7 protein-coding genes, 1 tRNA gene and 3 rRNA genes are annotated in these 13,940 nt (G+C 64.7%); 4 read left to right on the top strand and 7 right to left on the bottom strand.

The genetic code is table 11. The annotated features are described in order from the left end of the window. Positions 1-392 precede the first annotated feature (392 nt). Positions 393-1,682, top strand: coding sequence for a Cdc6/Cdc18 family protein (locus K6T50_RS02220; RefSeq protein WP_222607808.1), 1,290 nt, complete (start codon positions 393-395; stop codon positions 1,680-1,682). 164 nt (positions 1,683-1,846) lie between these two features. Here the strand turns inward: K6T50_RS02220 and K6T50_RS02215 are convergent, their stop codons facing one another. Next, positions 1,847-3,418 (bottom strand): HTTM domain-containing protein, encoded by a 1,572-nt coding sequence (locus K6T50_RS02215; protein WP_222607807.1) that lies wholly within the window; start codon positions 3,416-3,418, stop codon positions 1,847-1,849. Positions 3,419-3,744: 326 nt separating this feature from the next. Here K6T50_RS02215 and K6T50_RS02210 point away from each other — a divergent pair. The 3 genes from K6T50_RS02210 (at position 3,745) to rrf (ending at position 8,717) form a co-directional block, all read left to right on the top strand. Continuing rightward, positions 3,745-5,216, top strand: a 16S ribosomal RNA gene (locus tag K6T50_RS02210). 349 nt (positions 5,217-5,565) lie between these two features. Next, positions 5,566-8,484 (top strand): 23S ribosomal RNA (locus tag K6T50_RS02205). A gap of 111 nt (positions 8,485-8,595) precedes the next feature. After that, a 5S ribosomal RNA gene (rrf, locus tag K6T50_RS02200) occupies positions 8,596-8,717 on the top strand. Together the 16S, 23S and 5S rRNA genes form the textbook arrangement of a ribosomal RNA operon. A 184-nt stretch (positions 8,718-8,901) precedes the next feature. Here the strand turns inward: rrf and K6T50_RS02195 are convergent. From K6T50_RS02195 to K6T50_RS02170, 6 genes are all read right to left on the bottom strand, one after another. Further along, positions 8,902-9,087, bottom strand: coding sequence for a DUF1328 domain-containing protein (locus K6T50_RS02195; RefSeq protein ID WP_225935392.1), 186 nt, complete (start codon positions 9,085-9,087; stop codon positions 8,902-8,904). 208 nt (positions 9,088-9,295) lie between these two features. Next, positions 9,296-9,370, bottom strand: a tRNA-Glu gene (locus K6T50_RS02190). 103 nt (positions 9,371-9,473) lie between these two features. Then, positions 9,474-10,814 (bottom strand): amidase, encoded by a 1,341-nt coding sequence (locus K6T50_RS02185; protein WP_222607806.1) that lies wholly within the window; start codon positions 10,812-10,814, stop codon positions 9,474-9,476. A gap of 129 nt (positions 10,815-10,943) precedes the next feature. After that, a complete protein-coding gene (locus K6T50_RS02180; RefSeq protein ID WP_222607805.1) occupies positions 10,944-11,099 on the bottom strand; it encodes a DUF7563 family protein in 156 nt (51 codons plus the stop codon). An 89-nt stretch (positions 11,100-11,188) separates the two neighbouring features. After that, a complete protein-coding gene (locus tag K6T50_RS02175) occupies positions 11,189-12,337 on the bottom strand; it encodes a metal-dependent hydrolase family protein (RefSeq protein WP_222607804.1) in 1,149 nt (382 codons plus the stop codon). Positions 12,338-12,535: 198 nt separating this feature from the next. Then, positions 12,536-13,885 (bottom strand): ABC transporter substrate-binding protein, encoded by a 1,350-nt coding sequence (locus K6T50_RS02170; protein ID WP_222607803.1) that lies wholly within the window; start codon positions 13,883-13,885, stop codon positions 12,536-12,538. Positions 13,886-13,940 lie beyond the last annotated feature (55 nt).

Genomic DNA, 13,940 nt, shown 5'->3' with positions numbered 1-13,940 from the left:
GCACATGAAATCCGGTGTCGCGCCGGCCGGGTGGCGAGAGATCCGTCACGCCGCCGCGGCGCCGACCCGAAAGCACTCGAAAACCGGTGTGTGTTCTCGGTGTGTTCCCCCCGCGTTCACACGTCATCGGAGTGGATCGCACGAATCGACGCCGATCGCCCGTCGCCGGACAGGGCTGCGCGTTGCCGGAGCACTCGAACCGCCGGTGTTCTCTAATCGCCGGAGCACTCGAAAACCGGTGCTGATTCCGGTGTCTCCGGGCGCAACACTCGCAGTCACCCGCAGTCACTCGCAGAGCACTCGCAACCCCCCGGTGTAACACTCGAAAGCACGCGAAAGCACTCGAACTTCCACACCCTTATCACTCGGGTGGCCGCAGAGGCTGGTGCGACATGGGGTCGAGTTCGATATTCGAGGACGACGTGGAGATCATCCGCAACGCGGATCTCTTCACAGAGGAGCACACCCCGGCGGAGATTCTCTGCCGTGACGACGTGATGCAGGACTACGTGAACGCCCTGAAACCCGTCTACAAGGGGAGACCTCCGAGAAACGCCTTTCTCTACGGAGACACCGGCGTCGGGAAGACGGCGGCGACGAAGTACCTCCTCCAGGAGCTCGATGCCGACATCGACTCGCGAAACGCCGACGCGCCCGGCGACGAGCGGGGGTTCACCTACGTTCGCGTCAACTGCCAGAACCTCGCGCCGGCCGACGGGACCGCCTCCTCGTATCAAGTCGCCATCGCGCTGGTGAACGAGCTCCGCGACGGCGAGACCGTCTCCTCGACCGGGTACGCCGCGCGCGAGGTGTACGAGATGCTGTACGACGAGCTCGACGCCATCGGCGGCACCGTCCTCATCGTCCTCGACGAGGTCGACCGCGTCGGCGAGTCGGACACGCTGTTGTACGACCTCCCGCGTGCGCGTGACATCGGGTACGTAGAGAACACACGGATCGGGCTCATCGGGATCTCCAACGACTACACGTTCCGCTCGAACCTCTCGCCGAAGGTCCGCGATACGCTGTGTGAGACGGAGATCAAGTTCCCCGCCTACACCGCCGCCGAGCTGGAGGAGATCATCGAGGCGCGCGCCGAGCGGGCGCTTCACCCCGACACCTACGGGAAGGAGGTGCTCTCGCTGTGTGCCGCGCTCGCGGTCCGGAACTCCTCGGGCAGCGCCCGCCGCGCGATGGACCTGCTCAAACAGGCCGCCGAACAGGCGGAAAACGAGGGGCACGTCCCAATCGAGCCGGACGATGTCTACGCGGCCAAGGAGGAACTCGACTACGGCGACATGGTCGAGTCCGTCGCCGACCAGGACCAACACAAGCAGCTCATCCTCTCGGCGGTCGCGCGCCTCGACGCCGACGGTCGCACGCCGGTGCGGACGAAGGCGATCCACGCCGCCTACCGCCGACTCGCGCAGGCCGCGGGCGACGACCCGCTGAGTCAACGGGGGATGTACAACCACCTCACCCGACTCGACATGCTCGGGTTCCTCCACTCGTATCAGAACAACGAGGGCCTCCGCGGCGGCCAGTACAACACCTACGAGCTCTCGGAGGCGCTCACCGTCGAACAGGTCCGGGACGCCATCGCCGAGTCGGAACTCCCCCTCGACGGCGTCTCGCTCGACATCGAACGGATCCTCCGCGACGCCGGCCTCGTCGACACCTGAGACGCTCCGCGAGCCGGTTCGGTTCCTCGCCGCCGGCGACACCGGTTTTCGAGTGCTCCCCCTGGACCGTCATCCCGGTCGAGCCGACCTCAAACCTTCCGGCTTGACGGCTCTGACTCCTGCATCCCGCAGCTACGCCCGTCAACTGTTATCTCTGGTTCGAATCAACACGCGTGCGTTCGAACGCGCGACTCACGGATCGGCTCAGTCCCGTTCAATCGGGTCGGCTGCGACAGCACGTGGACGTTGATCGCCTCGACGTGTGTCCGGTGGTTCGCGTTCCACCGCGTACACAGCGCCGACGCGAACCGTTCCCGAAGCGCGTCGTCGTCGCTCCAGCGGACGACCTCCAGGTACTTCCGCCAGCGCGCGCTGGGATAGGCGCCCTTCGGTCGTTCCGACGGCCGCAGGTTCGGATCGCCCCCGTGGATCACGTCCACCGTCTCGCCGGATCCCGTCGTGCCGACGGCGACGTACCACACGTCCTCGATCGGTGGCGACGGCGCGAACATGTCCCACCTCGTTTCTCGGGGGGTCACCTCGACCGCGTCCGTCTCGGGGACGTCGACGTACCCCAACGCGGCGGCGTTCCAGACCACGACGACGAGCAACAACACCGTCGCGACACCGCGGCCCGTACTCCTGGCGGCGGCCGCGAGCCGCTCGCGATCGACGAGCCGGGACGTGATGGGTCCACGGCGGTCACCATCCGCCGGGATCCGGCTCGGGAGAACCCCGCGCAACGCAGCCGGAGCCGCCCCGATCTCCACGGACCCCGACCGAACGCTGGCACCGAGTGAACGTGCCATCCGGAGCGTCCGGCCCGCCGGTGTCGCCGCGATCGTCCGGACGGTTCGGTTCCATCGCTTCTCGACCGTGTCCCACACTCTCGGAGGGAGGTACGGGAGCAACGCCGCCAGGCTGACGAACGGGAACAGCCCGACGCCGAGCGTGAGCGCCATCCCCGCGTGCGCGGACGCGAACGCGCCGACGAGGGCCGTTCGTCTTCGACCGGTGGCGACGACGAGCAGCGGGGAACAGCACAACAGCACGATCCACGCGAACCCAAGTCCCGAAAGCAGATCCGGGTACGCCGCGAGCCGATCCCCGAGCAGGACGGTCAGCGAGTCGATGCTGAACACCATCGGTACCGCCCGCCCGCTCGGCCACGCATCCCCCCTGAGCTTGATCACCGCGTTGATCACGTACAGGACCACCGGCTGCACCAACAGGCCGATAGCCGCCGGGTGTCGGCATCGCGTTCGATCACCGAGCAGCAGCCCGGATCCGAGCGGGAGGAAGAGACACCACAGAAGCGTCCGTCGAAGCAGCGAGTCGCCGCCGTTCAACACGAGCGGGTTCCGCGCGTGAAGCGAGACGAGGAGGATCAGCGAACAGATCGCGGCCGCCTTGGTCCGGTAGCCGAGCGCCAGCGCCAGCGCGGCGATCCCGGCGGCGACGAACAGGAGCCCGACCCACCATTCGCCCCCGAACAGGGTGTACACCGAGACGTTCGCCGTGATCGGGTATCTTGCCAACAGCGCCGAACGCGGAAGCGCTCCCGAATCCGTGTAGAAGAACGCCAGCGACCGTGCGCGCAACAGGAGGTCCGTGAGCAACAGCGTCCCCAGCGCGACCCGGAGGGCGACGAGCGCTCGCCGGTCGACGAAGAGTCTTCGTGCGAGTGCGGTTTGGAGGTCGCGACGGAGGGACGCGAGATGCGTTCGGAGGGCCACGAGTCAGTGGTTCGTTCATCGAGTTGAATAGTTTGTGACGAGTACCTCGCCGAAACCGCACACCGTCGGGGCGGTGGCGTGATATCCGTACCCACGTGGTGCAGTACCTCGCCGACCGCGAGACGACGGGCTTATACGTACCACTGCCATTCGATGTGATGTGAAGCGCGCCGCGGTCGGCGCGGCGTCACGCTATGAGGATTCCGCCCCTGCGGTCCGCCGCAAGACGGTATCTGATGTGAGCCCCGATAGTTCGGTGACATCTGGTCGGTTCCACGATGTCGCCACGATATGACCCGCCACCCCCTCCCCTCGCGGGGAGGAACATTCCGGTTGATCCTGCCGGAGGTCATTGCTATCGGAGTCCGATTTAGCCATGCTAGTCGCACGGGGTTAGACCCGTGGCGGAAAGCTCAGTAACACGTGGCCAATCTGCCCTACAGATCGCGATATCCTCGGGAAACTGAGGTCAATAGCGAATACGGTCCCATGCTTTGAACAGCCGGGACCGGAAACGCTCCGGCGCTGTAGGATGAGGCTGCGGCCGATTAGGTAGACGGTGGGGTAACGGCCCACCGTGCCGATAATCGGTACGGGTTGTGAGAGCAAGAACCCGGAGACGGAATCTGAGACAAGATTCCGGGCCCTACGGGGCGCAGCAGGCGCGAAACCTTTACACTGCACGACAGTGCGATAGGGGGACTCCGAGTGCGGAGGCATAGTGCCTTCGCTTTTGTGCACCCTAAGGCGGTGCACGAATAAGAGCTGGGCAAGACCGGTGCCAGCCGCCGCGGTAATACCGGCAGCTCGAGTGATGACCGATCTTATTGGGCCTAAAGCGTTCGTAGCCGGCCGGGCAAGTTCGTCGGGAAATCTACCAGCTCAACTGGTAGGCGTCCGGCGAAAACTGCTCGGCTTGGGACAGGGAGACTCAAGGGGTACGTCCGGGGTAGGAGTGAAATCCCGTAATCCTGGACGGACCACCGATGGCGAAAGCACCTTGAGAGAACTGATCCGACGGTCAGGAACGAAAGCTGGGGTCTCGAACCGGATTAGATACCCGGGTAGTCCCAGCTGTAAACGATGTTCGCTAGGTGCGACGCAGACTACGAGTCTGTGTTGTGCCGTAGGGAAGCCGAGAAGCGAACCGCCTGGGAAGTACGTCCGCAAGGATGAAACTTAAAGGAATTGGCGGGGGAGCACTACAACCGGAGGAGCCTGCGGTTTAATTGGACTCAACGCCGGACATCTCACCAGCCCCGACTGTAGGAATGAATCCCAGTGTGATGAGCTTGGAAGACCTACAGAGAGGAGGTGCATGGCCGCCGTCAGCTCGTACCGTGAGGCGTCCTGTTAAGTCAGGCAACGAGCGAGACCCGCGTCCCTAATTGCCAGCAAGACCCTTGAGGTCGTTGGGTACATTAGGGAGACTGCCGCCGCCAAGGCGGAGGAAGGAACGGGCAACGGTAGGTCAGTATGCCCCGAATGGGCTGGGCTACACGCGGGCTACAATGGTCAGGACAATGGGTTCCTACCCCGAGAGGGGACGGTAATCTCAGAAACCTGGTCGTAGTTCGGATTGTGGGCTGAAACTCGCCCACATGAAGCTGGATTCGGTAGTAATCGCGTGTCACAAGCGCGCGGTGAATACGTCCCTGCTCCTTGCACACACCGCCCGTCAAAGCACCCGAGTGAGGTCCGGATGAGGCCTGGGTTGCCAGGTCGAATCTGGGCTTCGCAAGGGGGCTTAAGTCGTAACAAGGTAGCCGTAGGGGAATCTGCGGCTGGATCACCTCCACAGAACGGGACCAGGCCGACGCGCCTGGCCCACCTAGAGGTCTTCGTGGCACTCGTGGATGCGACCAGACACCTTCGAACTATCGGGGCTCGCCTTCAGACCTCGTTGGTACCTCGACAGGGTTCGATTCCCTGTAGGTCACTCTCGTACCGCGATTCGAACCGTGCCCCTTAAGTGTGGCACGGGGAGATGAACTGGTACACACGATCGATGCACCATTCCGCGAGAGCGGGAATGGGAAGGGTCGATGTACGCTCGCGTGCCACCCACGCGACGTGCGATGACGACCGTATGTACGTGCAATCCAGACGTCCACTGGACCCGTTCACCGGGTCACAGTGTACCATCAGTCAACTGGCTACTGTGCCAGCTGGTGAATGGCTCGGCTCGAGAGCCGACGACGGACGTGCCAAGCTGCGATAAGCCGTAGGGAGCCGCATGGAGGCGAAGAACTACGGATCTCCGAATGGGAATCCCTCTACAATTGCTTCGCGCAATGGGGAACGCTCCGAATTGAAACATCTCAGTAGGAGCAGGAAGAGAAATCAAACCGAGATGTCGTTACTAACGGCGAGTGAACGCGACACAGTCCAAACCGAAGCCCTCACGGGCAATGTGGTGTTCGGGCTGATAGCAAACAGAAACAGTCGACGAGAAGTCTCCTGGAACGGAGCACGATACAGGGCGACAGTCCCGTATCGTCGACCGTCTCTGTGGATCAGTTCCCAGAGTAGCGGGGGTTGGATATCCCTCGTGAATATCTCAGGCATCGACTGAGAAGACTAAACACTCCTCGAGACCGATAGCGAACAAGTAGCGTGAGCGAACGCTGAAAAGCACCCCGAGAAGGGCGGTGCAATAGGGCCTGAAATCAGCTGGCGATTGAGCGACGGGGCTTGAAAGGCCCCTCACAGAATGACCGTGGGGCGACCCACCAGTAAGACGTGAGGGGAGCCGAAGTCGCGTCGTGCGTTTTGAAAAACGAACCAGGGAGTGTACTTCTCCGGCGAGTCTAACACGCGCATCGTGGAAGGCGCAGGGAAACCGATATGGCCGCAGTCTTACGACGAGGGCCACCGTGTTCAAGCGCGGGGAGTCGAAGAGGTACGACCCGAAACCGAGTGATCTACTCCGAGGCAGGATGAAGCGTGCCGAAAGGCACGTGGAGGTCCGTTAGCGTTGGTGTCCTACAATACCCTCGCGTGATCTTGGAGTAGGGGTGAAAGGCCCATCGAACTCGGCAACAGCTGGTTCCGACCGAAACATGTCGAAGCATGACCTCTCCCGAGGTAGTTCGTGCGGTAGAGCCACCGATTGAGAGACCCGCCTCCGAGAGGAGTCGGCCTCTCTGTCGAACTCCGAACGTACGAACGCTGTCGACGGAGGGAGTCCGGTGTCCCGGGGTAAGCTTGGGCACCGTGAGGGGAACAACCCAGAGTTAGGTTAATGACCCAAAATGTGGATTAAGTGTAATCCTCTGAAGGTAGTCTTGAGCCCTAAACAGCCGGGAGGTGAGCTTAGAAGCAGCTACCCGCTAAGAAAAGCGTAACAGCTTACCGGCCGAGGTTCAAGGCGCCCAAAATGATCGGGACTCAAATCCACTTCTGATACCTAACCGTCCCTGTAAGAAGGGAACCGTGTAGGTCGGCGTACTGTACGGATGGAAGCTCGGGCGAGAGCTCGCGTGGACCGTTCAGTAACGACAATCCTGGTCACAGTAGCAGCGATATTCGGGTGCGAACCCCGAAGGTCTGAAGGGTAAGAGTTCCTCGGCACTGCCAATCAGCCGAGGGTTAGCCGATCCTAAGTCCGGCCGTAAGTCGAACCGGACAAACGGGGAACTGGTTAATATTCCAGTGCCACCACGCACTGAAAGTCGACGCTTTGGGAACTGGTGAGCCGGGCGTTCGCCCGGTCGAATCAGGGAATCCCGTGGAAGCCGTAACGGCACGAAGCGAGAGAAGCCTGAGACAGCGCAAGTCACCACTACCTAGAGCCCGTGAAAAGACGAGCGTGGTGTTCGTATCGAGATCCGACACAGGTACCCTGGCAGAGCAAGCCAAGACCGACGGGAACAACCGACGTTAGGGAATTCGGCAAGTTAGTCCCGTACGTTCGCAATAAGGGATGCCTGCCTTTCGCGAGGCAGGTCGCAGTGACTCGGTGGCTCCGACTGTCTAGTAACAACACAGGTGACCGCAAATCCGCAAGGACTCGTACGGTCACTGAATCCTGCCCAGTGCAGGTATCTGAACACCTCGTACAAGAGGACGAAGGACCTGTCAACGGCGGGGGTAACTATGACCCTCTTAAGGTAGCGTAGTACCTTGTCGCTTCAGTAGCGACTCGCATGAATGGATCAACGAGAGCCACACTGTCCCAACGTTGGGCCCGGTGAACTGTACGTTCCAGTGCGGAGTCTGGAGACCCCCAAGGGGAAGCGAAGACCCTATAGAGCTTTACTGCAGGCTGTCGCTGAGACGTGGCCGCTGACGTGCAGGATAGGTAGGAGTCAGTACACAGGTACCCGCGCTAGCGGGCCACCGAGACATCACTGAAATACTACCCGTCAGTGGCTGCGACTCTCACTCCGGGAGGAGAACACCGGTAGCCGGGCAGTTTGACTGGGGCGGTACGCGCTCGAAAAGATATCGAGCGCGCCCCAAGATTTCCTCACGCGGGACAGGAACCCGCGGAAGAGCGCAAGAGCACAAGGAAGTCTGACAGTGTCATTCCAAGCGAGTGACGCTGACGCGAAAGCGTGGTCTAGCGAACGGATCACGGGCCTCAATGGCCCGGATTTACGACAGAAAAGCTACCTTAGGGATAACAGAGTCGTCACGCGCAAGAGCACATATCGACCGCGTGGCTTGCTACCTCGATGTCGGTTCCCTCCATCCTGCCCGTGCAGAAGCGGGCAAGGGTGAGGTTGTTCGCCTATTAAAGGAGGTCGTGAGCTGGGTTTAGACCGTCGTGAGACAGGTCGGCTGCTATCTATTGGGGGTGTTACGGTACTTGACGGGAACGGTCGTATAGTACGAGAGGAACTACGACTGGTTGCCACTGGTGTATCGGTTGTCCGAAAGGGCAGCTGCCGAGAAGCTACGCAACACGGGGTAAGAGCTGAACGCATCTAAGCTCGAAACCCACCTGAAAAAGAAGTACCACCGAGACCACTCGTAGAAGACGAGTTCGATAGACTCGGGATGTACGCGCCGAGGCAACGAGGCGTTCAGTCCACGAGCACTAACAGGTCAAGCCACACTCATATGCACTGGGACCCATCGTGAACGGGTCCAGGCGTTACCTGGATTGCACGTACATACTGGTCGACAGACCGACGCAGGCATTACATCGGATCGTTCCCGATGGTCGGCCTTCGGGCGGCCACAGCGGCGGGGCACCACCCGTACCCATCCCGAACACGGAAGTTAAGCCCGCCAGCGTTCCGGCAAGTCCTGGAGTGCGAGAGCCTCTGGAAACACCGGTTCGCCGCCCACCACTCATACGCAACACACAACGGCTCACCAGCACCGCGCTGGTGGGCCGTTCTGCATTTATAGACACACGCACGTACACGCCGCCAGCGACGGCTTCGTCGATCGCTGTCGTCGAACCTATCCAACAGTGGCAACGCAGGTCGTTCGGAGGCTCCCGACCGGGGATTCCCGTTCGGGTCCTCAGTTCAAAGCACCAGCGTGACGACCGTGAGAACGAGGAAGACGATCACGAGCCACTTCGCGATCGTCATGCTCACCCCGGCGACGCCCCGAGCACCGAGGACGGCCGCGACGAGCGCCAGCACGAAGAAGACGACCGCGTACTGGAGGAACTCGCCGCTGAAGAACTGCAGCGGGATGGAAGCCGACAGCGATCCGAGTCAGGCAACCGCGGCCGTGTGGGGCATCGGTATCCCACTCCTCGCCACACAGTCGGTTTGTTACAACGCACGTACGCCCCCCGTCCGGTCGAACGATGGATCCCGAACGCGATACGCACCGAGCGGGAACTCCTCGCGATGACACGGACGGAGCCCGTCGGAAGGGCGTGGTTACTCGACGGGCGGAACGGAAGAGAAGTGCTCCGGCAGGGATTTGAACCCTGGTCATTGCCGTGAGAGGGCAATATGATTGGCCGGACTACACCACCGGAGCGCGGTGATGCACTGCGTGTGTGCACCTCAGCGTACGCCTGTGACCTGTAAAACGGTGTCGGTTCGCCCCCGCCGTGTGTGGGTTTGGCGTGCCAGCTGGCTGCCTACGCGGCGTCGTCGACGGCCCCCGCGATCCCGTCGGCCCACGACAGGAGCCGTTCGTCCTCGCCGAACCCGGCGGCGACTTGCACGCCGACGGGGAGGCCGTCCACATCGCCGGCGGGGAGGCCAACCGTCGGGAGCCCGGCGTGCGTCCACGGGAGGTTCATCACCGGGTCCCCGGTGTCGTCGATCCCCTCGGGCGCCGGCCCGGGAGCCGCCGGCGCGACCCACGCGTCGATGCCGTGCTCCGCCGCGGTCGCCGCCAGTGAGTCGCACAGTTCGTCCCGCCCGCGTCGACCCCGGATCAGCGCCGAAACCGGCGCGGACCGCCCGTCCTCGATCAGTTCGCGGGTCGCCTCGGCGTAGCGATCGGCGTACCGGTCGTACCACTCGCCGTGCGCGAGCGCGGCCTCGGCGGCGACGAGCGTGTCGTGTCGGTCGTTCACGTCGTCGATGTCGGGGAACGCCGTGACGCGCACGAGGTCGTACCCGGCGGTCGCGAGCGCATCGAGCGCCCGCTCGAACGCCTCCCGCCCGGCGTCGGACGCCTGATCGAGGTACGGACCGTCCGGGACGCCGAGCGTCACCGGTTCGTCGGGCTCGCCCGTCCGTCCGTCCTCCCAGTCGTCGAGGAGCACCGACGCCGCGAGCGACGCGCCGGCGACGTCGCGCGTGAAGGTTCCGACGTGATCGACGGACTCCGCGAGGGGGATCACGCCGTCGGTCGGGATCCGGTCGCGGGTGGGTTTGAAGCCGACGACGCCGCAGAAGGCCGCGGGCCGGATGACCGAGCCGACGGTCTGGGTCCCGAGCGCGAGCGGCGCGGTGCCGGCGGCGACGGCCGCCGCCGACCCGCTCGACGATCCGCCGGGCGTCCGGTCGAGGTCGTGCGGGTTGCGCGTCGGTCCCGGCGCGAAGTACGCGAACTCGGTCGTGTGCGTCTTCCCGGCAACGTATGCGCCGGCCGCGCGGAGCCGTCGGACCGCCGTCGACTCGGGGCCCGCGAGGGCGGCCGCGGGAAGCTCCGACCCGGCTCGGGTCGCCAGCCTGTCGACGTGGAAGATGTCCTTGACGCCCACGGGGACGCCGAACAGCGGCGGACGGTCGCCGCCGGCCGCGCTGTTCGTCGAGGGGTCCGCCCCGCCGTGTCGCGCCTCGAGGGCGTCGGCTTCGGCGGTCAGCCACGCGCGCGACTTGCCGCCGTCGACCCACGCGCGAACGTCGCCGTCGCGGTCGTCGATCCGGTCCCGAACGTCGTTCGCGTACGCCCCCGGGGTTCGTTCGCCGGTTCGGAGCGCGCGTGCGAGGTCGGCGAGCGCCTCGCCGGTGAGGTCTGTGCGCATGCCCACCACTTCCCTCGGTCGGGTAGTAGTTCTTCGGAGGGAGTTCGGTTATTCGTTGTCGGAGGGAGTTCGGTGAGCCGCTCCGGATGACGGACGGAGCGACGGAGGGCTCACGGCGATCATCCCCGATCAGTTCCGTTTCGACCGCGCGTCGCGAACGTCGGCCCCGTCGCGCAGCTTGTCCTCGCAGTTCGGGCACACCCGAACGGTCTCCAGCCCGTCGGGCGCGAACACCCGTACGTACCCTTCGGTGACGAACCCGCCACAGTTTGTACACTCCGGCATCGAGCGGACCAATTCGTTTGATCGCTAAAAAGGCACGCCCCGGATCTCGCTCGGCTGTACCGAGCGAGCGACCTCGTGGAGTCGACCGATCAGGCGACCCGGTCGCCGGCGGCGAACACCGCGCTCGGGTCCTGCCAGGCGTCGGCGTCCTCGGCGGGGTTCCCGTCGAGGACGACCAGGTCCGCGCGGTAGTCCTCGGCGACGCGGCCGGTATCGTCGAGTCCGCACAGCCGTGCGGCGGTGACGGTGGCGGCCTCCAGCGCCGCCTCGGGGCTCATCCCGAACTCGACCATGTACGACAGCTCGTCGGCGATGTTGTCGAAGCGATTGAACGGCGTGCCCGCGTCGGTGCCCATCGCGATGTCGACGCCCGCGGCCTCGGCGTGGTCGAACGAGGAGGCGAACGCCTCGGCGGCCTCGGTGGCCTTCGCCATCGCCGACTGCGGGATCCCGGAGCCGGGGTTCTCGACGATGTTCTTCAGCGCCGCGGCGGTCGGAACCCAGTACGTCCCCCCGGCGGCCATCGCCTCCGCCGCCTCCCGATCCATGAACGTGCCGTGCTCGATGCTGGTGATGCCGGCGTCGACGGCGTTGAGCAGTCCCTCCTTCCCGTGGGCGTGTGCGGCGGTCGGGACGCCCTTCGCGCTGGCGGCGTCGACGAGCGCCTCCAGCTCCTCGTAGGTGAGCTCCGGCGCGCCGGTCTGTGCGCCCTCGGTGAGCACGCCCCCGGTCGCCATGCACTTGATCACGTCGGCGCCGCGTTTGAGCTGCTCGCGGGCGGCCCTGCGGACCTCGTCGGGACCGTCGGCCTCCCGGCCGAACCAGTGGCCGTGGCCGCCGGTCATCACGACGTTCTCCCCGCACGCGAGCACGCGCGGGCCGACGAGCCGCCCCTCGGCGACCGCATGGCCGGCATCGAGCGCGAGCGTCCCGTTGGCGCCGAGGTCGCGAACCGTCGTCACGCCGGCCTCCACGGCCTTTCGGAGGTTCGCGGCGGCGATGTACGTGTGGTCGAAGTCGCTCTCGTCCTGTGCGGTCGCCACGTCCGGACGGCCGTCCATCATCAGGTGAACGTGCGAGTCGATCAGGCCGGGCGCGACGAACTGCCCGCTCACGTCGGTCTCGGTGTCGCCGCGTCCCACCTCGCCGACGGCGACGATCTCGTCGTCCACGATCGCCACGTCCGCCTCGCGCGCGCCGTCGGCGTCGACGACGGTTCCGTTCTTCAGTACGTGCATACCCTGGCTGCGGCCGGGGAGGGCCTAAATCCGAGGGTCGCGGCGGTCGAGGACGGCGAGACGGAGCGGGGGTCGGTCGACGGATGAACCGGCGGGTGGGGACGAACTGACGGGCGTGGACGAGCGGGGTCGAGCCGGCGGCTGTGGACGTGTGGACGCGAATAAAAAATCCGAACGCGGTCGACCGCGGCCGGCCGATCAGGCCTCGAAGTCGATGGTGCTGATCGTCTCGACGTTGCCCTCCACGTCCGTGTTGTACTGGAGGAACGCGTACGTGACGGCCGTCATGTCGCCGTTCTCGTCGAAGTCGACCGACGAGGAGGCGCCCTGGTAGTACACGTCGTCGCCGTTCGCGACGGCCCGCAGCCCCTCGGCGAGGTTCCCGGGCGTGACCTCCATCCCGTCGTTGGGGTTGGCCACCGCGCGCATCTCCTCTTTGATCACGTCGCCGTCGTTCTCGCCCGCCTTGACGTTCGCGAGCAGGCAGACGGCGGAGGCGTCGTACGCGTGGGCGTTGAACACGCCGGGCGCGCGGTCGTACTCGTCCTCGTACAGCGAGGCGAACTCGTCCTGGCCGGGGCCGGTCGCCTGCGGCGTCGTGGCGTACACGTTCGCCATGTCGTTGCCGACCTCGTCGGGGAGCGTCGGGTCGACGAGCCCGTCGGTCACCAGCACCTCCGTCTCGTTGTCGTAGTTCGCGTAGAAGTCGCGGAAGATCTGGATCCCGGAGGCCGGGTAGCCGATGACGACGAGCATGTCCGGCGAGTCGTTCATCGCCGTCGACAGCGGCGAGGTGTAGCTGGACTGCTCCTGCTCGAACGCGACCGACTCCTGGACCGACCCGGAGTAGTTGTCCGCGAACGACTGGGAGAACGAGTCGGCCAACGCCTGCCCGTAGTCGTTGTTGACGTACAGGATCGAGGCGCTGGAGTTGTCGAGCTCCTCGTTGGCCACCTGCGCCATGACCTGACCCTGCAGCGCGTCCGAGGGCGCCGTCCGGAAGATCAGGTCGTCGTCGTCGAGCGTCGTCACGTTGGGCGACGTCGAGGACGGCGAGCAGCCGATCATCCCGTTGGGGATGAACACCTCTCGGGTGACCTGGAGGTTCACACCGGAGGAGGCCGGTCCACACACGGTCGGGTAGCCGGCGTTCGCGAGCCCGTTGGCCGCCTGGATCCCCGCCTGCGGGTCGGTCTGGGTGTCTTCGACCGTCTGGTCGAACTCGACGGGCATGTCGCCGGCGGCGCGGAGCTGCTTCACCGGGAGCGTCCCGCCGTCGCGGATCGGACCGCCGAGCGACGCGAGGTCGCCGGTGAGCGGCATCAGCACCGAGTGCATCACGGTGCGCATCGACTCGGAGTCGTCGGGTGCCTCGGTGGTCTCCCCCTCGGCTTCGGTCTCCTCGTCGTCGCCGCCGTCACCGCCACCGCCGCCGCCGCCACCGTTTCCGCCGCCCGATTCGTTCTGGGTGATACATCCTGCGAGTCCGACAACGCCTGCCGTGCCGGCGCCCTTCAGGACGTCACGGCGATCGATCTTGCGTGCCATGTGAGAGCCAATGCCGTAGCCGTTTATAAAGTTGACCGAATGTGAACGGTACACA

Source organism: Halobaculum magnesiiphilum (assembly GCF_019823105.1).
Lineage (GTDB): Archaea > Halobacteriota > Halobacteria > Halobacteriales > Haloferacaceae > Halobaculum > Halobaculum magnesiiphilum.
The sequence above is the reverse complement of the archived record's forward strand: the minus strand, read 5'-3'. Positions and strand labels throughout refer to the sequence as shown.

Coding starts and splice junctions, on each gene's coding strand:
- K6T50_RS02220 (WP_222607808.1), top strand. CDS start 393: ATGGGGTCGAGTTCGATATTCGAGGACGACGTGGAGATCATCCGCAAC.
- K6T50_RS02185 (WP_222607806.1), bottom strand. CDS start 10,814: ATGCGCACAGACCTCACCGGCGAGGCGCTCGCCGACCTCGCACGCGCG.
- K6T50_RS02180 (WP_222607805.1), bottom strand. CDS start 11,099: ATGCCGGAGTGTACAAACTGTGGCGGGTTCGTCACCGAAGGGTACGTA.
- K6T50_RS02175 (WP_222607804.1), bottom strand. CDS start 12,337: ATGCACGTACTGAAGAACGGAACCGTCGTCGACGCCGACGGCGCGCGC.
- K6T50_RS02170 (WP_222607803.1), bottom strand. CDS start 13,885: ATGGCACGCAAGATCGATCGCCGTGACGTCCTGAAGGGCGCCGGCACG.